Annotated in this window: 19 protein-coding genes; 7 read left to right on the forward strand and 12 right to left on the reverse strand. The window is 48.3% G+C overall.

What is annotated here, in order from left to right; translation table 11 throughout:
• Window positions 1-61: 61 nt before the first annotated feature.
• The 5 genes from ACQQ6X_RS19555 to ACQQ6X_RS19575 form a co-directional block, all read right to left on the reverse strand.
• Complete coding sequence (locus ACQQ6X_RS19555; RefSeq protein ID WP_305166683.1) at window positions 62-1,138, reverse strand: hypothetical protein; 1,077 nt, start codon at window positions 1,136-1,138, stop codon at window positions 62-64.
• Entirely contained in the window at window positions 1,131-1,376 is a 246-nt protein-coding gene (locus ACQQ6X_RS19560; RefSeq protein ID WP_016818498.1) for an acyl carrier protein, read from the reverse strand. Before ACQQ6X_RS19560 ends, ACQQ6X_RS19555 begins: the two co-directional genes overlap by 8 nt.
• A 17-nt stretch (window positions 1,377-1,393) precedes the next feature.
• Window positions 1,394-2,770, reverse strand: a complete 1,377-nt coding sequence (locus ACQQ6X_RS19565; RefSeq protein ID WP_064797424.1) for a peptide ligase PGM1-related protein — start codon at window positions 2,768-2,770, stop codon at window positions 1,394-1,396.
• 66 nt (window positions 2,771-2,836) lie between these two features.
• The gene (locus tag ACQQ6X_RS19570; RefSeq protein ID WP_305166684.1) at window positions 2,837-4,030 is read right to left on the reverse strand and encodes a radical SAM/SPASM domain-containing protein; all 1,194 of its coding nucleotides are present in this window, start codon (window positions 4,028-4,030) and stop codon (window positions 2,837-2,839) included.
• A 46-nt stretch (window positions 4,031-4,076) separates the two neighbouring features.
• Window positions 4,077-4,355, reverse strand: a complete 279-nt coding sequence (locus tag ACQQ6X_RS19575) for an acyl carrier protein (protein WP_305166685.1) — start codon at window positions 4,353-4,355, stop codon at window positions 4,077-4,079.
• A gap of 370 nt (window positions 4,356-4,725) precedes the next feature.
• Here ACQQ6X_RS19575 and ACQQ6X_RS19580 point away from each other — a divergent pair, with 370 nt between their 5' ends.
• Genes ACQQ6X_RS19580 through nagA form a run of 3 tightly spaced genes read left to right on the forward strand, consistent with a single transcriptional unit; the run spans window position 4,726 to window position 7,540 of the window.
• Complete coding sequence (locus ACQQ6X_RS19580) at window positions 4,726-5,592, forward strand: MurR/RpiR family transcriptional regulator (RefSeq protein ID WP_305166686.1); 867 nt, start codon at window positions 4,726-4,728, stop codon at window positions 5,590-5,592.
• 2 nt (window positions 5,593-5,594) lie between these two features.
• Window positions 5,595-6,323: a glucosamine-6-phosphate deaminase gene (gene nagB, locus ACQQ6X_RS19585; protein ID WP_305166687.1), complete on the forward strand. Its 729-nt coding sequence runs from the start codon at window positions 5,595-5,597 to the stop codon at window positions 6,321-6,323.
• Complete coding sequence (gene nagA, locus ACQQ6X_RS19590; RefSeq protein WP_305166688.1) at window positions 6,320-7,540, forward strand: N-acetylglucosamine-6-phosphate deacetylase; 1,221 nt, start codon at window positions 6,320-6,322, stop codon at window positions 7,538-7,540. Before nagB ends, nagA begins: the two co-directional genes overlap by 4 nt.
• A 100-nt stretch (window positions 7,541-7,640) precedes the next feature.
• Here nagA and ACQQ6X_RS19595 read toward each other — a convergent pair whose 3' ends face one another.
• Window positions 7,641-8,684, reverse strand: coding sequence for a YhcN/YlaJ family sporulation lipoprotein (locus tag ACQQ6X_RS19595; RefSeq protein ID WP_305166689.1), 1,044 nt, complete (start codon window positions 8,682-8,684; stop codon window positions 7,641-7,643).
• Between the two features lie 193 nt (window positions 8,685-8,877).
• Here ACQQ6X_RS19595 and ACQQ6X_RS19600 point away from each other — a divergent pair, with 193 nt between their 5' ends.
• Window positions 8,878-10,458, forward strand: a complete 1,581-nt coding sequence (locus tag ACQQ6X_RS19600) for an esterase/lipase family protein (RefSeq protein ID WP_305166690.1) — start codon at window positions 8,878-8,880, stop codon at window positions 10,456-10,458.
• Between the two features lie 212 nt (window positions 10,459-10,670).
• Here the strand turns inward: ACQQ6X_RS19600 and ACQQ6X_RS19605 are convergent, their stop codons facing one another.
• Window positions 10,671-10,811 (reverse strand): hypothetical protein, encoded by a 141-nt coding sequence (locus ACQQ6X_RS19605; RefSeq protein WP_231116909.1) that lies wholly within the window; start codon window positions 10,809-10,811, stop codon window positions 10,671-10,673.
• A gap of 23 nt (window positions 10,812-10,834) precedes the next feature.
• On the reverse strand, window positions 10,835-11,197 hold the full coding sequence (locus tag ACQQ6X_RS19610; protein ID WP_305166692.1) for a sigma-70 family RNA polymerase sigma factor: 363 nt from the start codon (window positions 11,195-11,197) through the stop codon (window positions 10,835-10,837).
• A 186-nt stretch (window positions 11,198-11,383) separates the two neighbouring features.
• On the opposite strand from ACQQ6X_RS19610, the gene ACQQ6X_RS19615 reads away from it, so the two are divergent.
• Window positions 11,384-11,587, forward strand: coding sequence for a hypothetical protein (locus tag ACQQ6X_RS19615; RefSeq protein ID WP_149034136.1), 204 nt, complete (start codon window positions 11,384-11,386; stop codon window positions 11,585-11,587).
• A gap of 73 nt (window positions 11,588-11,660) precedes the next feature.
• On the opposite strand, the gene ACQQ6X_RS19620 is transcribed toward ACQQ6X_RS19615, so the two are convergent.
• Genes ACQQ6X_RS19620 through ACQQ6X_RS19635 form a run of 4 tightly spaced genes read right to left on the reverse strand, consistent with a single transcriptional unit; the run spans window position 11,661 to window position 15,824 of the window.
• The gene (locus ACQQ6X_RS19620; protein WP_305166693.1) at window positions 11,661-12,599 is read right to left on the reverse strand and encodes a DUF4340 domain-containing protein; all 939 of its coding nucleotides are present in this window, start codon (window positions 12,597-12,599) and stop codon (window positions 11,661-11,663) included.
• Window positions 12,596-13,987 carry a GldG family protein gene (locus ACQQ6X_RS19625; protein ID WP_305166694.1) on the reverse strand — a complete coding sequence of 464 codons (1,392 nt, stop codon included), beginning with the start codon at window positions 13,985-13,987 and terminating at the stop codon, window positions 12,596-12,598. The genes ACQQ6X_RS19620 and ACQQ6X_RS19625 overlap by 4 nt, the downstream gene beginning before the upstream one ends.
• A 5-nt stretch (window positions 13,988-13,992) precedes the next feature.
• Window positions 13,993-14,715 carry an ABC transporter permease gene (locus tag ACQQ6X_RS19630; RefSeq protein ID WP_016818483.1) on the reverse strand — a complete coding sequence of 241 codons (723 nt, stop codon included), beginning with the start codon at window positions 14,713-14,715 and terminating at the stop codon, window positions 13,993-13,995.
• The gene (locus ACQQ6X_RS19635) at window positions 14,712-15,824 is read right to left on the reverse strand and encodes an ABC transporter ATP-binding protein (RefSeq protein WP_305166695.1); all 1,113 of its coding nucleotides are present in this window, start codon (window positions 15,822-15,824) and stop codon (window positions 14,712-14,714) included. Before ACQQ6X_RS19635 ends, ACQQ6X_RS19630 begins: the two co-directional genes overlap by 4 nt.
• A 619-nt stretch (window positions 15,825-16,443) precedes the next feature.
• Here ACQQ6X_RS19635 and ACQQ6X_RS19640 point away from each other — a divergent pair.
• On the forward strand, window positions 16,444-17,961 hold the full coding sequence (locus tag ACQQ6X_RS19640; protein WP_305166696.1) for an NTTRR-F1 domain: 1,518 nt from the start codon (window positions 16,444-16,446) through the stop codon (window positions 17,959-17,961).
• A 183-nt stretch (window positions 17,962-18,144) separates the two neighbouring features.
• Window positions 18,145-19,236 carry a tetratricopeptide repeat-containing glycosyltransferase family 2 protein gene (locus tag ACQQ6X_RS19645; RefSeq protein WP_305166697.1) on the forward strand — a complete coding sequence of 364 codons (1,092 nt, stop codon included), beginning with the start codon at window positions 18,145-18,147 and terminating at the stop codon, window positions 19,234-19,236.
• The last annotated feature ends 44 nt before the right edge of the window (window positions 19,237-19,280 follow it).

Genomic DNA, 19,280 nt, shown 5'->3' on the forward strand with positions numbered 1-19,280 from the left:
TCCTCTTTCCTCTGTGCATGATACCTAAGATGAATGTGCCTGACCTAGCCAAATGCTTGGACTACTCGGAAGCTTGCTCTGCCAAAATCATCAGTTCCTCCAGCATCTCCCGCTGTCTTTCAATCAAATGCAGCGCCCGTTCTGTAATCTCTGGCATCCGATGCTTGCGCAATTGGAGTCCTGTTTTGTAAATATGCAGATTAAGCTTGTGCCAATCCGCGTATAACGCCTGTGCCAATTCAATGACATGCTGTGCTTGCGGCCCCAGCGTAGCTTGATGCAGCCGGCAATAATCAGCTGTATAATCCGTTAAATGAAGAGCGCTGCCCAATCGCAGATTGTAATAGATTTCATGGCAGTACGTCCGAAACTCCTGATCTTCCATGTCTTCCAGCAGATGGAAGTCACCGACAAATGCCCGGTAACCGGCATCTCCCCGCTTGACATGCTGGTCTGTTGCAACCTTTTCACCTGTCACATACTGACGAATATGGTATGCACACGCAGCATGCAGCTCCCTTGGCGACAGCGGGACAGGCTGCTCCACCAGCCATGCATACTCAATAATGCCCTGCATGAGGTCGTCGAGCCGTGCTGAGCCCACATAAGTCATCGCATGTCCCGAGGAATCAAGCAGAAAGCTATCATTTACCTGTGCCGTCCGTTCTTGCAAGTCCAATCCGCACAACTCAATCACGTGGCCCCTTGGGTAATTTTTCACATATACATCGTGATAGGTCAAAGCAGTGCTCGACGTATGCAGCATCGTACCATAACCGGATGTGAGCACCCGCAGCAGGTCAGTCTCATTGCTGATTCCTTCGACCCACGGTTCTACCCGAATAACCGGTCCGCCACTCGCGGCCATTTCTTGAAGCTGCTCCGGATATTTCTCCGGTCCGAAGCGCTTCAAATTGCCACCATACTCCGCACACATACTCCCACACAGCATGAACAGCTCGGCTTCGGCCATGTTCACCCCATACCTCTGCAATGAAGTACGCAGTGAAGAATATACACAATGCTTCCCTGGGAGAGCATTTGCGATTTCTTCTGCACCATGGTCAACTATGGATTCATGCCGAGTCCCCATATCGGATTGCAACATAGTTCTTGTCCGTTCAGCGCCCTTATGCATATTTGCCCAGCAGACGTTCAATGCCTTGCAACGTAGACAGATGCTCTAGCACCAAATCGTCGTCCTCCATCGTAATATCAAGCTCATTTTCCAATTCCACAATTAATTCAACGGCAGATAAGGAATTCAGCCCCAAGGTTCGCAGGTCCTGATCCGGAGTCAACTGTTCCAGCTCGCCGGGAGCCAGCTTCAAAACCTTTTCCAGCAAAGGCACTACATGGTATACATCTGTCTTCATTCTCGATTCCCTCCCATTTATGAACATCCTAATCCAGCAATGATACCTTCCAATTTGTGCGCATAAGCATCCGCTTCCTGCCAGCTGTCTGCCAAAATAAGTGTGAAAATCCGGTTCACATAGCCCCGCTTTACAGGAATGCCTGACAAGGTACCCGCTGTATAAACAAACACTCCTTCAGGCCGTTCGGGTGTATAGAGCAAGCCTTCCTCCGCCAGCAGCCCGCACAAACGGCTGTAGGTGAGAGGTGTAGCGGTCACGTTGCGGTAGTAGCGGGACAAGGTTTTATGCTGCTCCCCCAGCACAGAGGACAAGAATGAGATGTAAGTAGACAGGGTAAATCTACCGTTAATCTCGATTACCGGAACCAGCAAACCATCTTCATCAACAAAACCGTCAATGGAGGCCATTCCCGTATACCCGATGGAATAGAGATATGTTCCCAACTGATAGGCACATCGTCTGACTTCTTCCTCCAGCGTCTCGCCAATATCAGCAGGAACCTGGGAGCCGATATATACTGTTCCGTCTACGTTTTGCCTTTTTAGCGAAAACATCGTCACACCACCGCCCTCGTCAATACAGAGCTGGTAGTTCAGATCCATTTGCTTATTGTGCCAGCGCTCCACCAGCCAGCCGCCAGAAGACGATGACGAGCCGCCGAAGCGTCTCATCACACTCAGCAGCGTGTCCAGCTTGGACAGCTCGTCCAGCATATACATGCCTTGTCCAGAGGCACCGTGTGGCTGCTTGATAATCAGCTTCACAGGCCCGTCCGATAAGCCAGCCAGTCTCTCACATTCTCTGCGAATTGCCGCTTCGTCTGCACATACAGCGCCTTCGCTGACAGCAAAACCAAGCTTTTGTGCGGTCAAACGGCTAAATATTTTATCATTCACCTGGGCACAGACCGCGGATGGAGCGCCGATCAGCTCCAGTCCGCAACGCTCCGCAATCGCTTCCTCCTGCGGTGTGACCGCATAGGGAACGAGCCATGCTTTGGCACCGCGGCTGCTATGACCTGCATCCGCAACCGTGCGCAGTCGTGCCAAAAGCGCGTCATCCGCCAGCACCAGCTCTGAAATCGGCGTTAGCGGGTCCGAGGGCTCTGGCACCTCAATGCGCGGCAGGCTGAAGCCTAACCGCTGAAGCATGTCCAGAAATGCCTCATCCGGCTGTTCACGGAGTATAATGACATCCTGACTTCGACAAAGCAGGAGATTCATTTCCTCCATCCGGTTTACGACCTGCTGTTCATCCCGGTCTACCATGCCCCCCTTCCGGGGGGATGGATGCCACACTTGCTCTGCGCCAATATTAAACAGCCAAATCAGGACACCATGATCCCGTTCATGAGCAAGTGCTTCTACAAGGTTAATCGTTTTAGTCGTCACGTCTTGTCCTCATCCCTCTCTCTTCCATCCAATAGCAAACAACATCCATAAGAGATTCATAGGAAACTAAATGTATTTCAGAGAGCCTGCTCCGTGCAGATACAGTACACTGCATTTGGAGCACACTGGCGTCAATCCTTCATGGTTAATCGTTTGCCGAGTTTTCTCATACGCATCCGAATTCCATATCTCTTTCAGACTGTGCTCACGCAAACTTCCAATCGTGAACTCACTAAAAAATTTGCAGGGCATGACCTTTCCGTCTGGTAAAATATCTGTTCTGGAGGTGAGCGCCAAGCAATGATTGGAACAACGGCTGACCATTTCCTCGCCATGTATAAATTTATCAATTTCCTCATAATCCAAGCCGGGCTGATAACGCACGCGAATGTTCCATACCCGCTCATTAATCCGCTGTAATTCCTGCATCAGAGGGTCAATGTTAGCCGGGTTGATCTTATATTTGAAAGCATGCCAGCTACTAATATTATTTTCTTCAAGTTGTCGGAGCCAGGAGAAGTTACGTGTAAAATATTCATCCATTTTTAAGGAGGTTTCTTTGGAAATGTACCAGGGGAACGTCAGCAGCACCAGATCCAGCCTCTTGTCCTCCAGCATTTGCAGAAATTCGTACATCCGTCCGATCATGTTATCGTTAATGACCGCATGGACAGTTACCCGTCCCTTGTACAATCCCTGATCGCGAAGTTCAATCAGCTTATCCATCTGCCGCATTGTTTTTTGAAAGGTGCCTTTACCGCGTATTAAATCGTGTTCTTTTTCAAAACCTTCAATCGCTATTAACAATTCCAGATTTTCGGACAAGTCCAAAATCCGGTCCAAATATTTATCAATGAGTAGCCCATTTGTACAGAAGGTCATTTCACGCCGATCTTCCGCCAGCACGTCCAAAATTTCATCAAAGCGCCGATGAAACATCGGTTCGCCACCCCACATGTACAGCCGGGACTTCACTTCCTTTGTTTCGCTCAAAATCTGCCGGAGCATGTCCGGAGCAAGATCCATATTCTGTTCTTCTTTATCCATCTGGTGATGATAGCCTTCCTCGTTCCATTCAAAGCAGTGCGTACATCTTAAGTTGCAACGGTTAGTCAGCTTAATACCGATCGTCTGGGGCATGTCCGTTTTAAAAGCCGGATCCTGTGTTGCGTTACGATAAGACACGGAAGCGTTTTTCAGATTACGCTTGATGAGCTTGAAAGCCTTCTCATCAATCAGCACATTGCTTTTGGGCTGCATGCTAACACCTCGTTTAATGGATTTTCAGGCAAAATCTATCCTGCGTTCAGACTGTCTCCATACCTTCCGGGTGCGGCATTTGCTCCGCATTGTTAATTCCTTGAATGTAACTGCAAAACGCATCTACTGAACAGAGATGTTCCAACTCAAAGGAATCAAAATCAATCTCTACATCAAATGCATCCTCCACTTGCAGCATGAAATGAACTAATTGCAACGAATCCAGTCCTGCATCATGAATAATGTCCGAATGTCCATTCAGCTTGGCGACCAATTCAGGATCTTCCTTGACCGCGCTGATCATTTCAATCACTTGGCTTTGCATAGCAAACTCCTCCTTGTGAATGAGATCCTACTCTTCCGTCCAACGATGCCCTCTGAAAAGCTCCTAGAAAAATTCCTTGATTGGAACTATATTCAATTATACTCCTTCCTTGAAGAGACAAGTCAATAGGTTGTTTTGTAAGTAAAAATCGTAATTTGTAAATTAATGTGTGTTAAATTCTACAAATTTCTCTACATTTTTTATTCACTATTCTGTTGAAGCTGAACTTGAAAGTTAAATCTTGCTTCCCCCCTCTTGTATGAAGAGTGTAATTATTTTACAATATACTCGAAAATATTTTTCTTCATTCCATTGAATTTAATGATACTTTTTTTCAAACAAGTATTATATAGCTAAAGGAGCACAGCTCATGTCCCCTATCCTTCACACCTTATCCCAAAGACTGGAGCAGTTGCCTGTACAAGAGCGTAAACTGGCGGAATCTATCCTGAAAGCCCCGGAGGATGTACTGCATCTGGGTATTCGGGAGTTGTCAGAGCGTTGTGGTGTGAGTGCCGCAACTGCTACACGGTTTTGCAAGTCACTACATTTTAAAGGGTATCCTGATTTCAAAATGAAGCTGGCCACCGAGTTGTCCCATTCCAACCATACAGGTGAAGAATCCTATCAGGACATTGTGGCTGGAAATTCACTTTCACGTATCGTGCAGGCAATTCAGGCAAACCATACAGCTTCCATTGCGGACACAACCCGGCTGCTGGATTTCGACAAACTGGAACAGACCATTGCATGGCTGTCAGCTACAAACCGCATAGATCTCTATGGGATGGCGACATCCTCGATTGTGGCGCAGGATTTTTACCAGAAGCTAATCCGTATTGGCAAGAACAGCACTGCCTTCGCGGATTCTCACATGCAGATTACCTCTGCCTCCTCGCTTGGAGCCGGGGATGTAGCCTTTGCCGTCTCTTATTCAGGGGAAACCCAGGAGACAATCGCTGCTCTACGTTGTGCAAAAGAACAGGGTGCCAAAACATTATCCCTGACCTCCTTTGGAAACAATACGCTGGCAAGCCTTGCGGATATTGCGCTATTTTCCTCCTCATTGGAGGAAGGAATGCGCCGTGGAGACATGGCCTCCCGCATTGCCCAGCTTCATATGATCGATATCCTGTTTACAGGTATGGTGAGCGCAAATTTTGACAAATATATTCCGAGACTGGAAGGTTCATATCAACAAGTGAGTAAGCTCAAAAAACAACCAGGGGGGCACTAAAGATGAATGTACGCATTTTGAACAGCCGTGAAGACCTGAACGCTACTGTTGCCACTGTGATCGCCAGCTTGCTACTATCCAAACCACAAGCGATGCTGGGCTTGGCCACCGGTAGTACGCCAATTGGCATTTACCGACATCTTGCAGATATGTACCGCAGGGGACAGGTGAGCTTTGCACGCGCCTATTCTGTGAATCTTGATGAATACGTTGGTCTCTCCCCAGAACATCCGCAGAGCTATCGAAGCTTTATGAATGAGCATTTGTTTCAGCATATCGACATTCCCCTCTCTCATACACGCGTCCCTAACGGGAATGCCCTAGATCTCACTGCAGAATGTGCAGCGCACGAGCAGGCCATTCTGGATCATGGACCTGTGGATCTCCAATTGCTTGGCATTGGTCATAACGGCCATATCGGCTTTAACGAACCCGGTCACAGCTTGACTGGAGCTACACATGTTGTAGATTTGAAAGAAAGAACGCGCTTGGCCAACGCCCGATTTTTTGGCGATATAGATGCAGTGCCCAGACAAGCAGTGACGATGGGAGTTGGCACCATTCTTAAGGCCAAGCAAATTATACTGGTGGCCTTTGGCGCAGAGAAGGCCGACATTTTAAAGCAGGCTTTAACTGGACCCGTCACAACAGAGTGTCCAGCTTCTCTGCTGCAATGTCACCCCAACGTGCTTATTTTATTGGATCAGGAAGCAGGAGGATGGCTTAAATGAATTCAGATGAGATGAGTGGTAGCTTACCGCAGCTGTTGTATGGTCAAGTCGTCGTTGGGAATGACCTCATTCCCAATGGAGTTGTCATCATTGAGGGACAATCCATTGTATACGCTGGTTCAAAAGAGGATGTGCCCGTGGATTGGACCTCAGTGGTCTTAGGCCATCCGGAAGAAGGTGTCACACAAGCGGCGAATATTGTTCGCCACGAGGGAGGGTACCTGTTGCCAGGCTTTATTGATATTCATGTTCACGGCGGTAACGGCGAGGACTTTATGGACTCTGATTCGAGGGTGCTGGATACCATCACCTCCTTTCACAGTTTGCAAGGAACGACGGCTATGCTGGCTACCACGATGACTGCGCCGAAGGAACAAATTGACCAGGTATTAAGAGAAGTTCACGCCTATATGGCACTTCCCATGCCGCATGCGCAATTGGAGGGTGTGCATCTGGAAGGGCCATTCATCAGTCCAAACTGGGCAGGAGCACAAAACCCGGAACATATCGTGCCTCCAAGCCTCGCTTGGGTAGCAGAATGGGAGCAGCGCTATCCGGGCCTTGTTCGCCAGGTCACACTTGCGCCTGAACAAAAAGGTGCCCTTGAACTCATCCCATGGCTGCGTAGTCACGGCATTACCGCGGCTCTCGGTCATACGGATGCTACGTATGAAGAGGTTGAACAGGCAGCGGCGGCAGGTTTAAACCATGCCGTGCATACCTTTAACGCCATGACTCCGCTGCATCACCGCAAACCGGGAGCCGTAGGAGCCGTACTCACTGATCCGCGTATTGAAGCAGAAATCATCGCAGACGGCATCCATGTGCATCCTGCCGCCATTTCCCTGCTTGCCAAATTAAAGCAGGATCATAATCTTATCCTCATCACCGATGCCATGTCGGCCACCGGGCTGGAAGATGGTCACTATACACTCGGCGATCTGCCAGTGATCGTACAGGACGGTGTCGCACGACTGGAAGATGGCGTTACTTTGGCAGGAAGCACACTAACGATGATTGAAGGCTTCCGCTATCTGGTTCAACAGGTAGGCTTGAGTATTCCCGAGGCATCACAAGTGGCCAGCCTGAATCCGGCTCGATCCCTGAACATAACTGATCGAACAGGTTCACTTGAAGCAGGTAAACAAGCAGACATCTTGTTGCTGGATGCCGACTTAAATTTGCAAGGTGTGTGGATAAAAGGAATACGCAAATAATGTTGTCATGGTGATATCATTCCCCAAAACCAAAAAGCTATCCTTCAGCATATTCGCTGAGATGGATAGCTCTTTCTTTGGCATTGCATAAAGTTTGAAATTAGCGATGATTCATCGGTGCAGGCGTATGATTTTGTGGACGTGTTGGTGTATTTAGCGTTGGATGATTCGTACCCGCCGCATGGGTAGGGAATACGCGTTCAAGGACATCCACCAATTGGTTGCTCAATCCTCTGACCGGGTGACCATTTTGAACATTGCGTGATAAGTCGGTGGTATGCTTTATAAATTCAGGGTTTGCTGAAACATATACTTGTTCAATCGACGGTGCAAATTGCTTAACCTTGTTAGCAATTCTACTTTTTACATCTTCGGTCAATGCGCTAGGCTCATATGCAGTTCTTGCACCTTCCACTGTGGTGCCATCTGTACGGGTGCCATCCGTACGAGCACCGTCCGTGCGGGTGCCATCGGCCAAACCGCGAATCATACCGTACGAGCCTGTACCCATTGTACCGTACAAACCGTCATCACGACGCGCAGGTGTTCCCGTTCCGGTAAGTCCATTGTCTGTCATTCCAGGCGTTGTAGTACCCGTTGTACGGTCCCCTCTAGTGCCAGTGACGCCATTCACACTCGGTACATTCCCGTTACGCCCAATATTAGTACTTGGAGTACCGTTATGGCCCGGTGTACCGACACCTGTGCCATTGCCTTGGTCTTTAAGGGAGACAGCTACATATGCATGACGTTCACCGACCAATACTGTCGCAGACTTTACATCCGGCATTTCGGATATACGTTTGGACAAGTTGCGATCGACTTGCAGATTACGGACAGGATGTCCAGTTCTGTTGGCATTTTCATTCAATGGCACTCCGTTTATGCCATTGGATTTCACCCCATAACGATTCACACCATCCATGCGGTTTACACCATCCAAACGGTTCGTACCATCTAAACGGTTTACCCCATCTAAACCATAACGATTCACACCGTCCAAATGGTGCGTGCTTTGCGTGTTATAGCGAGTAGCGTTCGTGCGGACGTTATGATTGGCAGTCCCACATCCTGTCAATGTAGCCATGCTGGCAAGTAAAGCAGCAGAAATCGTCAAACTGATGACCTTCTTAGTTCCTGGCATGAACTCATCCTCCATACATATATAATGTGTGACGAGGTTAGCATGCGCCATCAATCTTAGGGATATCCTGACTAAAAAATGACTGAAAAATAAAATTTTAATGTAAATATGAAATTCAATTGATGATTTACCACAAGATGGCATGTATAATAAGTTCGAAATACTTTATTTTACAAAAAGGAGGATTTACAGTTTGAAGAAGCTCACTGTTTTGATGCTCATTTTTTTGTTGTCCGTCACTCTTGTTCCCGTCGGTGCTTTTGCAGGCTCCACTACACCTGAAGCCCCGAAAGATCCCGCTGGAAGCTGGTTCGAAGGTCCGCCCCCTACTCAAGTTGATCCTGCCAAGCCCGCCTTATTGTTTGTGCATGGCTTGAACAGTAGCGCTGAAGTGTGGACCAAGAATAATAACGATATGCTTCAGCGCGCACGTGATGCCGGATACCAGACGGCCACCATTAATCTGTACGACGCGAATGGCACATCCCAGGATATGTGGGAAAATGGCAAGCTTTTAGCCGACAAAATCAAAGTCATTAGTAATCATTTTGGAAAAAAACTCATCATCATCGCCCACAGCAAAGGTGGAGTGGATACTCAAACCGCTCTCGTATACAACGGAGCAGCTCCTTACGTACAACGTGTCATTACCCTCAGCAGTCCTCATCATGGCTCTCAACTCGCAGATCTCGCCTACAGCAGCTGGGCCGGATGGCTGGCAGATATCGTCGGCTCACAGAATCCCGGCACCTCTACATTACAAACATCTTATATGAAATATTTCCGAACCAAGACCGATGCACTCAGCAATGCAACTACAATTCCGTTCTTCACATTTGCTGGTGATAACTGGTCTAGCGGCACCGCCTCTTACATACTGGGTGGACTTTACCTCTCCTCCTTTGGCAAAAATGACGGCGTGGTCACAGTCGACAATGCTAAACTTCCCGGCGGACGTGTAGTTAAAGTCGGTTCCTGGGATCATGCCAAGGTTCGTACCGGCTCTTACGTCTTCTCCCTGATCCTACCTTACCTCCAAGCGAACACTCCAGCATTGAATCAGGAAACTGAGGCCTTTTCAGCAGCATCTTCCCTGACTGCTTCTGCTGTACAAGCCACTTATAGTGAGATTGATAATTCATATTTTATCCGAGGCGGCGATTATGATGGAAAAGCCTCCGAAACCCTCACGGTTGAAAATGGTGTCCAATCCATTGATCTGGACTGGATCAGCGATCAGCGTGTGAGTAAACTCGAATTGACCAAACCTGACGGAACTACCGAATTGCTTAATGTGAAAGCAGGTCGTGATGAAGAAATCTTTGCCGGTGCTTGGCATCATAGTGCAGTAATTTCCAATCCTCAACCAGGTATTTATAAGCTGAACGCCGTAATTGCTGATCGTGGTGCGTATCTTCTGATTGCACGCTATCATGCCGTTCAAGTACCTGAACTCAAATACAATTTAAATGCAGTGGGCCCGAAACTAAATATGAAATCCCAGGATTCCTCGGCTAGCGTCACACAAGTTACTTACCAAGTTCAATACTATGGTGATCCGCAACAAGGAGTCACTACAGCGTCCAAGGGCCTGACATTGCAACAGAAAACTGTTAACCCTACCGGGCAAATTGAGCTTTCCAAAGCGGACAAGCCTGGCATTTATTCTGTAACTTATGAAATTAACGGTACCACAGCAGCAGGATATCCTTACCGTCGTACAGCCGTTCAATCCATTTATATTGATGCTGACGGCAACAAGTATGTCGACTAAATAAACCTACAACCTCAACAGCCTGCAAACACCATCATAGTATGGACGTTTGCAGGCTTATTTACTATTCCCAACATTGTTAATAGAATCAACTCTTCGCAAGCCCTGCTATCACTCATACACATCATTCATACACCTATAGGCCCTCCGTTACATCAGTTAAAATTACCGAATAAGGATAGACAAGGCTATTTCCAATGTCCACTTTTTCTCTAGATTTCTGTCTTTAGCTCTTGCCGTAGCTCCTCAATAAAATCAACTACAATACTTTGAACAGCATCTTCACGGGACATACGTATATACCGGCTCGTCTTCTGAATGTCTTCCTCGAACAAATAAAGTATCCTGCTCATGGCCTCCTGATCCCCACTTTGCGCTAATTTGAGCCATTGGACGAACTCAGCATCCGAAATAACTCTTTGAGCATTTTCTTTTTCCATTTATTCACCGCCTGTTGGGATAGCTTTAACTCTTTTGCAATCTGTGCTTCGGTTTTGTCTAGTATGTAAAGGTCAAAGATGATCATTTTTCCGATCTCAGAAGATAGAGAGTTGATAAGCTGTAGTGTGTACATATTAGAGTTTGCAGATTCTGTAAAAGATGGAGCGCTGATAGCTTCGTTTTTTTCCATTACAAATTCATGGTTGGTTTGTACCCGAGCACGATACTGGATTCTCCAGGCAATGCGATACAACTTCTTACGGTATTGTTCTACCAATGTTAGCTGATATTTTTCCAATATAAATCACCCTTCTCTTTGGATTTGACTTTTTCTAAATCCTCATATTATAGGGTAATTTGTAATCCAATTTAACAACCAAAACAGAACACTTGTTCTTATTTATTATACTATTTTTACAATCAGTTGTATATGGTTCTTTTAATTTACCTTCCTTTATATATGGCTAAAAAGGAGGGAAATAGATTGCACATGGATGACGCTCTTTCTCTGGTTACGAACGTAGGCTTTCCGGCTGGACTTTGTTTTATTTTATTGCGGCACATCCTGCATACGATGGAGGAAAAGTTGGATAAGCTGGATCTCTCACTTCATGAGCTGATTCGGGTTATCCAGGATTTAAACGATAATAACAGCCCTTCTTCCAAAAGCAGCAAGCCTGATGAATAACGAACACAAAGAAGCTCCACGCGACGATTATTCGCCGTTGGAGCCTCTTTGTTCGCTATTATAAATGTAATAATTATTTGCTAGCCTTAGCCTGGTCATGACCACTCTGTTCTGCATGGTCCACATCAGATGCTGCCAGACCATAAGCCCAATTGCTTTGTGGCGGCACAACCCATACCGTATTTGGATCATCGGTAAGTGTCCAGCCCTGATAGACCTGCTGGGAGTCATCCTTACCCAGCGATACGCTCAGCGTAAAGCGGTGAACAGGCTTGTTTAGCTCGGAGGCTTTGCGCAAGGCCTGATTGCTGGCCAGGTTTTTGATTTGCTGTGAGAGGGAAGTCGCCGTGTCACCAGCTACTGCCTTGCCGTTAAGCGTCCAAGATGAGGAAGTAGTATCCCCAGTCCCACTGTTACCGGAGGATCGGAGCATCCATGAGGCATTCTGTCCTTCCCACTCTATTCCGCTCAGCTTGGTATCGTCCCAATCAAACGGCGTTGTATCTGTAAAATCATCAACACCCAGCAGCAAACCCGAAAGTGTATCTATAGGTACGGAAGCTATCTCCTTTTGGTCTGATAGTACATAGACAGCATCTCCGGAAGGCAGCGCCTCACCGAAGGCAAAGGTGCGAACACCGCCATTTTTCGTCTTAATCTCAATCTGGTCATGGGTAGCGCTAATTCCATATTTGGCTACGTCTGTGGGAGACGATTCCACGACATCACCCAGCTTTACATTTTGAATCGCGCTTAACCAATTGTCTATTGTATATTGATTTAACGGGTAAGCTCGTGGCTTAGTCATGCTCCATTTGCCATCACGCTGAGTAAGCTCCACCGACTTGCCGTCCTTTCCAGTGATTGCAAAAGACGTAATATCTCCTTGTGTAAGCTGAACGAGCTGACGAGTCGCCGGGGTTTGTTCACGAAAGAAGTTTTGACTCTTAGCATAGATTATACCCGCTCCCAATACGACTAGCAGCAGCACTGTGGGTATCCATTTTCTCATGCACTTCTTCGCCTCCACCATAATAAGATTCCGATCACCGCAAACAGCAGCGGCAATCCGATAACTGATATGGCTAATACCGTTTTCGCTTGAGCTGCGGTCAAATACGCTACCTTAAAATCCTGCTCCTGACGAGGACGAATAGTGAGTCCATCCGAGTGTTCCTGTACATAATTCAGACTATTCAGCACAAAGTCTCGATTCCCTCCTGTGCTGATCTCAGTATCGCTTAGGAGGGCTGACGTTCCGAGAATAACTGCTTTGGGCTTGCCGTCTTTCCCTTCTACCGCGTAGCCGAGATCAAGCGGTCCTTGTGGGTCGTTGGCATCTTTCTGCGTTTCGTTGTTCAACAGTCCCTGAATATTCGTTTCACCATAGCTGGCTGCAGAAGATTTCAGCAATAGCGTCGTCTTCCAATTCTTCTGCTCTTCTGCCTGCAAAGCAATAGACAGCGAAAGAACAGGATACAGATTAGAGGCCGCCAATTTATCGGTGATCGCATGACTGCCAAAGGTAGGAACCGTCCATAGAGGACCCAGCGTATTCGTCTGTGCCTGATCCACCACAATAGCATGAGTATCTTTCACCCCATAATCAGCCGCTAATGCGTCAAGGTTTTTCCAGCTGGTTCCCATGTTCGGGTGAAATCCTAACGCCATAAAAAGCTTTCCACCATCATTTAGATACGTACGAATACTCTTCAGTTCCGTTGCACTAATATCCCGCTCTGGACCGACAATAGCCAGTACAGACGCATCTTTGGGTACACTACCCGCTTGATTGAGCTGAACTTCCTCTGTTTTCACATTATCTTGCGCCAACGAGCTGCTTAATCCGGTCATTTGGGACAAAGGAATTTCCTCATGTCCTGTCAGAAAAACCACTTTTCCTTGACGTGTAGACGATAATGCCAGTAGTCCACTAGTCAGCTTTTCTTCCCCGGTAAATTGGTACGCTCCTTCACTACTCCCCTGGGCTTGCGTAAAAAGACTTCCAATATCTATAACCCGCTTCTTCTCTCCCTGCACCAGCACGATGGAGGCTTCAGTAACACCATACTGCTTGGCCATTATCGGCTCCTGATTCAAATCATATTGCTCGACTTTGAGCTTGCTGTTACGCTTGGCATATTCATGCAGCATATCCGTAACATCCCGGTTCAGCTTCTGATTCTGTGAAGTGGATACAGTAAAGGCAATCAATCGTACGTTTTCCTTTACACCCTGAATAGTCGTCAACGTCTGATCAGACAGCGTATACTGCTTGCCTGCCGTCAGATCCAGCTGAAAACCTCCCAGCGAACGCAGAAATAACGTCAATAAAATAAAAATACCTACAGCAGCAATTGATAGTACCACACTATTGGTGTGACCCAGCCATTTTTTCATCTTCATTACCTCCACCGTTTCCGTTCAACCACTTGGATGCTAAATAGCAAAAAGAGCGCCGCCACCGTCACGTAGTACATCACATCGGCTCCATTCAGCAATCCTTTGGTGAAACTGTCAAACCGCGCGGTTAGTGAAAATGGTTCTAGCCACTGCTGCAGCGCCGCAGATGCGCCGGTTTGTCCACCAAACGAATCCAGCATCCAGAACACGAGTAAGAGAATAAAACTGACGACCGCCGACATCATTTGATGCTGTGAAAGCGTCGAAGCGAATAAGCCAATCGCCATCATGGCTGCGCCAAGCATAAACAGGCCGATCACGGAAGTAAATACCAGTGTCCAATCCAGCGACCCGTAAAAGGACATCACGACCGGATATGCCAGACTGCACAGTACCAGTATGAGCAACATACCCAGCGATGCCAAAAATTTACCAATCATGATTTCCGTTACACTCACAGGTGAAGTAAGCAGCAATTCATCCGTACCCTGCCTGAATTCCTCTGCAACCAGCCGCATCGTGAGTAATGGAACGACAAACACCAGCATGGACAATGTGTCACCGAGTACCAGTCGATAGTCCAGAATACTAGGCTGATACATTACAAAGTTCGTATAAAATAGTAACCCCGTCAGCAGCATGTACACCGCAAGCGCAAAATACGTCGTTGGGGTCCATAGATAGGCTTGCAGCTCCTTTTGACAGACTGCGAACAAACGCCTCATGACCGATTACCTCCTGTATCCTTGTCTTCTTCGATCTTGTTATCGCTGACCGACACTTCTTCATGATCCATCGTGTTAACCATTACTTCATTGTTAGAGTTATGTCGATCATGAATCGCTGGATCACCACTCTGCCCTTCTTCCGTTTCCCGAGTGGTTAACTGCTGAAAGATATTTTCCAAGCTCAGATTTTCTTTTTTCATTTCCAAAATCGGAAGCTTCGCATCCGATAGCACAAAAAACAGCTCTTCGCGAAAATCCTCACCGGAAGCCCCTGTAAGCAACCATCCGGTTAAATCCTGCTCTGTGGCAGTCAGCTTCGTATTGGCTGAAGGCAGATTAGGCGTTAAAGATTCAACCTCTACTTTTCCCCAAGCTCGTAGGACATCCATTACCTGCTCCGGTTTGCCTTTGACCTCCACCTTCACCTTAAATCCATCTTCCATCGAACCGCCGAGCGCGTCAGGACGCCCATCCATAACCAGTTTCCCCTCATGGATGATCAGAACCCGATTGCACAAAGCATCCACCTCGGGCAAAATATGCGTGCTGAGCAATACCGTGTGATTTTCACCAATCTCCTGAATGAGCTGACGAATCTCCAAAATCTGATTGGGGTCCAAGCCCGAGGTCGGTTCATCCAGCACTAGCAAATCCGGGTTATGAACAATTGCACCTGCCAATCCCAAGCGCTGTTTGTACCCTTTGGATAAACTACGGACCAATTGTTTTTCACGTCCATTCAGACCCAGTCGGGAAATCATCTCTGAAATACGCAGCTTCTGTTCTCTCGCAGGCACATCCCGAATGCTGGCTACAAACTTTAAGTAGGATCTTACAGACATATCCCCATACAATGGGGGCGTTTCCGGCAGATAACCAATTTTGGAGCGGGCTTGTCTGCCTTTATCCTGAATCGGGATACCGTCAATCGTAATTACTCCCTCGTTTGGCTGAAGATACCCTGTAATCATGCGCATCGTCGTCGTTTTACCCGCACCATTGGGCCCCAAAAAACCCACAATTTCACCGCGCTGCATCTCAAAATCCAACTTATGTACGCCCCGGTTGCCCTCGTACCATTTACTCACCTGCTGCACTTTGAGCACATGTTCCACCCTTTCTTTATTCGTGATCTTTTTCCCTGCTGCTCTCCCTTCCAAAATGTTGCATGGGAAGCAAGGCAGTAGCGAAGCGGAGGATTTGAAGCTGGAGAAGCGATAGCGTTCGCCTTTGCTGTAGGATTCTTACCTTTAATTATCTTATCTAATCCAAGAAGAATCCTACAGCAACAGCGATCGGAAGCTCAAACCCTTCGCGAAGCGGTCTCCTTCCTCCTGCTCCCCTCCCCCAAAATGGTGCATGGGAAGCAGGCAGTAGCGAAGCAGAGGATTTGAAGCTGGAGAAGCGATAGCGTTCGCCTTTGCTGTAGGATTCTTACCTTTAATTGTCTTATCTAATCCAAGAAGAATCCTACAGCAACAGCGATCGGAAGCTCAAAGCCTTCGCGAAGCGGTCTCCTTGCACTTCATGCTACACTTTTAAATTCTAATGATAATCCCCCACATATAGCTTCAGCTTAACGTTACTTAAATAGAAGCTTAAAACAATGTGTCTAAAATGTGAACAGAAAAATACACATCTGCCCTCGTAAACTTGTACGGTTCTCCAAGGCGTGGATTCGCATCTACTATCATTACAACGTGTGAAGGGAGTGTATAAAAAGCGATGACCGTATTATTTACCAATCTAGTTAATAACGGCGACTTCGAGACTGGATCTACCCTTTTTTGGAACGCTGCAAATGTGACCGTCACTAACTTATCCGTAAAAAAGACAAACTTTTATAGTGCGATCCTGGCAGGAGGCGCGGTAGATGCCTCCCTTTCCCAGGTCGTTTTTGCCACCCCAGGCGAAAGTTATACGTTAAGCCTGTCAGCTGCGAAAATAGGAAGCCTGATCAATCCTCAACTCAACATTTTTCTCTATTACTATGACGCAACTTTTAGCTTCCTTGGTACTGGGCTAACTACCTATTTGAGCGCAGGCACATTACCCGATGCTGTGAATGGGACATGGCAAACCCTGTATCAAGTAACAGCCCCTGTTCCAGCTAACGCAGCCTTTGCCTTTTTGGTTATTAGCAAAAATGCCTTAGCTAACACTGCTGATGTAGCCATTGATTCCGTTGCCCTTGTTAAAGCAAGTGCAACTGGAGCTGTGGGCCCAACCGGACCGGCTGGACCAACTGGTGCTACAGGCGCCAGTGGCAATACAGGTGCTACGGGGCCTGCAGGTGCCACTGGCGCTACTGGACCGGCTGGACCTACGGGCGCCACGGGTGACACCGGCGCTACCGGACCGGCTGGACCTACGGGTGCCACTGGCGACACCGGTGCCACCGGACCGGCTGGACCTACGGGCGCCACGGGCGACACTGGCGCTACCGGACCGGCTGGACCTACGGGTGCCACTGGCGACACCGGTGCCACCGGACCGGCTGGACCTACGGGCGCCACGGGTGACACCGGCGCTACCGGACCGGCTGGACCTACGGGCGCCACGGGCGACACTGGCGCTACCGGACCGGCCGGACCTACGGGTGCCACTGGCGACACTGGCGCTACTGGACCGGCTGGACCTACAGGCGCCACGGGCGACACTGGACCTGCCGGACCGGCTGGACCTACGGGTGCCACGGGCGACACTGGACCTGCCGGACCGGCTGGACCTACAGGCGCCACAGGTGACACCGGCGCTACTGGACCGGTCGGACCTACGGGCGCCACAGGTGACACCGGCGCTACTGGACCGGTCGGACCTACGGGCGCCACAGGTGACACCGGCGCTACTGGACCGGTCGGACCTACGGGCGCCACAGGTGACACTGGCGCTACTGGACCGGCTGGACCTACGGGTGCCACAGGTGACACTGGCGCTACTGGACCTGCCGGACCTACGGGTGCCACTGGCGACACTGGCGCTACCGGACCGACTGGACCTACCGGCGCCACAGGTGACACTGGCGCTACTGGACCGGTCGGACCTACCGGCGCCACAGGCGACACTGGACCTGCCGGACCTATCGGACCTATCGGGCCTGTTGGCGACACGGGGCCGACCGGACCGACCGGACCATTTGGTCTTGGTTTTACAGGTCCAATTGGACCGACTGGACCTACAGGACCGATTGGACCTACAGGGCCAACTGGACCTACGGGACCGACCGGACCGACTGGACTCTAACCTTCTAGTATTAACACATCGTGAACTTAAACGATGCATCATATCCTATCGACAACATGTTATGGCTTTGCCATCCTTGCCCTGCCGCCATTGCGGCAGGGCTTCTATAACTCAGACCCCTTTTAGATTCAACCTCAGGTTTGACCTGAATTTTCAAACGCTTCCCAAAGGAGTGATACTCAATTGATCAGTATCAGCCTGTGCATGATCGTCAAAAATGACCAAAATACCATTGGTGCTTGCCTTGAATCGGTCCATCATATTGTAGATGAAATTAATATTGTGGACACAGGTTCACAGGACCGGACCATTGACATCTGCCGCAACTTTACAGATCGGATTTTTTCGTTTGAATGGCAGGATCATTTTGCCCTTGCACGTAACTATTCTTTTGAGCAAGCTACACAGGAGTACATCCTCTGGCTGGATGCCGATGACATTTTGAAGGAACAGGATGCTGTCAAGCTGCTTGAGCTAAAGCACACTCTTAATTCCTCAGCTCCACCAATCGTAGATGCAGTGTCCATGAAATATCATTATGCCTTTGATGATCATGGCAATGTCACCCTCCATTTTCGTCGGAATCGCTTGGTCAGACGGTCGGCCGGGTTCCGTTGGCATGGAGCCGTGCATGAGTACCTCGCCGTAGACGGAAGCATTCAGCATGCGGATATTGCCATAACTCACACCAGAACACATACACTCTCCCCTGGCCGAAATCTGCGAATTTATGAGAAGCTGCTCGCTCAAGGTCATGTCTTCTCTCCCCGTGACCGCTACTATTACGCTAATGAGCTTAAAGACAATGGAATGTATGAACAGGCCGTACAGGCTTACCGGGATTTTCTAAACACCGAACAAGGCTGGGTAGAGGATGCAATTAGTGCATGCGGCAAAATGGCTGACTGTCTGCAGCAACTTGGCAAGCTGGAGGAAAGTATTACTGCGGCTCTTCGTAGTCTGACCTTCGATACCCCAAGGGCTGACCTCTGCTGTCGAATGGGTCATTATTTTTTGCATAAAAATGAGATTCCCAAAGCCGTTTATTGGTATGACATGGCTACCACTCTGAATCCTCCTGATACGTTGGGCCCGGTACAAGACGCGTACCAAACGTGGTTTCCTCATATCCAGCTATGCATTTGTCATTTTCGGCTAAAAGACTATACACGCGCGAACTGGCACAATGAGCAAGCAGCCAAGTACGTTCCCAATGACCCGCATGTCCTGCATAATCGACAATATTTCAGCTCAATCCTGAATCCTTCCCAATAAAGCACTTCCCACAGCAGACATCATTCTTTAATTCAATGAAAGGG

It is taken from the genome of Paenibacillus ottowii (assembly GCF_050516475.1).
GTDB lineage: Bacteria > Bacillota > Bacilli > Paenibacillales > Paenibacillaceae > Paenibacillus > Paenibacillus ottowii.

Coding starts and splice junctions, on each gene's coding strand:
- nagA (WP_305166688.1), top strand. CDS start 6,320: ATGAATTCAGATGAGATGAGTGGTAGCTTACCGCAGCTGTTGTATGGT.
- ACQQ6X_RS19570 (WP_305166684.1), bottom strand. CDS start 4,030: ATGCAGCCCAAAAGCAATGTGCTGATTGATGAGAAGGCTTTCAAGCTC.
- ACQQ6X_RS19560 (WP_016818498.1), bottom strand. CDS start 1,376: ATGAAGACAGATGTATACCATGTAGTGCCTTTGCTGGAAAAGGTTTTG.
- ACQQ6X_RS19605 (WP_231116909.1), bottom strand. CDS start 10,811: ATGAGCAGGATACTTTATTTGTTCGAGGAAGACATTCAGAAGACGAGC.
- ACQQ6X_RS19620 (WP_305166693.1), bottom strand. CDS start 12,599: ATGAGAAAATGGATACCCACAGTGCTGCTGCTAGTCGTATTGGGAGCG.
- nagB (WP_305166687.1), top strand. CDS start 5,595: ATGAATGTACGCATTTTGAACAGCCGTGAAGACCTGAACGCTACTGTT.
- ACQQ6X_RS19595 (WP_305166689.1), bottom strand. CDS start 8,684: ATGCCAGGAACTAAGAAGGTCATCAGTTTGACGATTTCTGCTGCTTTA.
- ACQQ6X_RS19555 (WP_305166683.1), bottom strand. CDS start 1,138: ATGCATAAGGGCGCTGAACGGACAAGAACTATGTTGCAATCCGATATG.
- ACQQ6X_RS19580 (WP_305166686.1), top strand. CDS start 4,726: ATGTCCCCTATCCTTCACACCTTATCCCAAAGACTGGAGCAGTTGCCT.
- ACQQ6X_RS19630 (WP_016818483.1), bottom strand. CDS start 14,715: ATGAGGCGTTTGTTCGCAGTCTGTCAAAAGGAGCTGCAAGCCTATCTA.
- ACQQ6X_RS19575 (WP_305166685.1), bottom strand. CDS start 4,355: ATGCAAAGCCAAGTGATTGAAATGATCAGCGCGGTCAAGGAAGATCCT.
- ACQQ6X_RS19625 (WP_305166694.1), bottom strand. CDS start 13,987: ATGAAAAAATGGCTGGGTCACACCAATAGTGTGGTACTATCAATTGCT.
- ACQQ6X_RS19640 (WP_305166696.1), top strand. CDS start 16,444: ATGACCGTATTATTTACCAATCTAGTTAATAACGGCGACTTCGAGACT.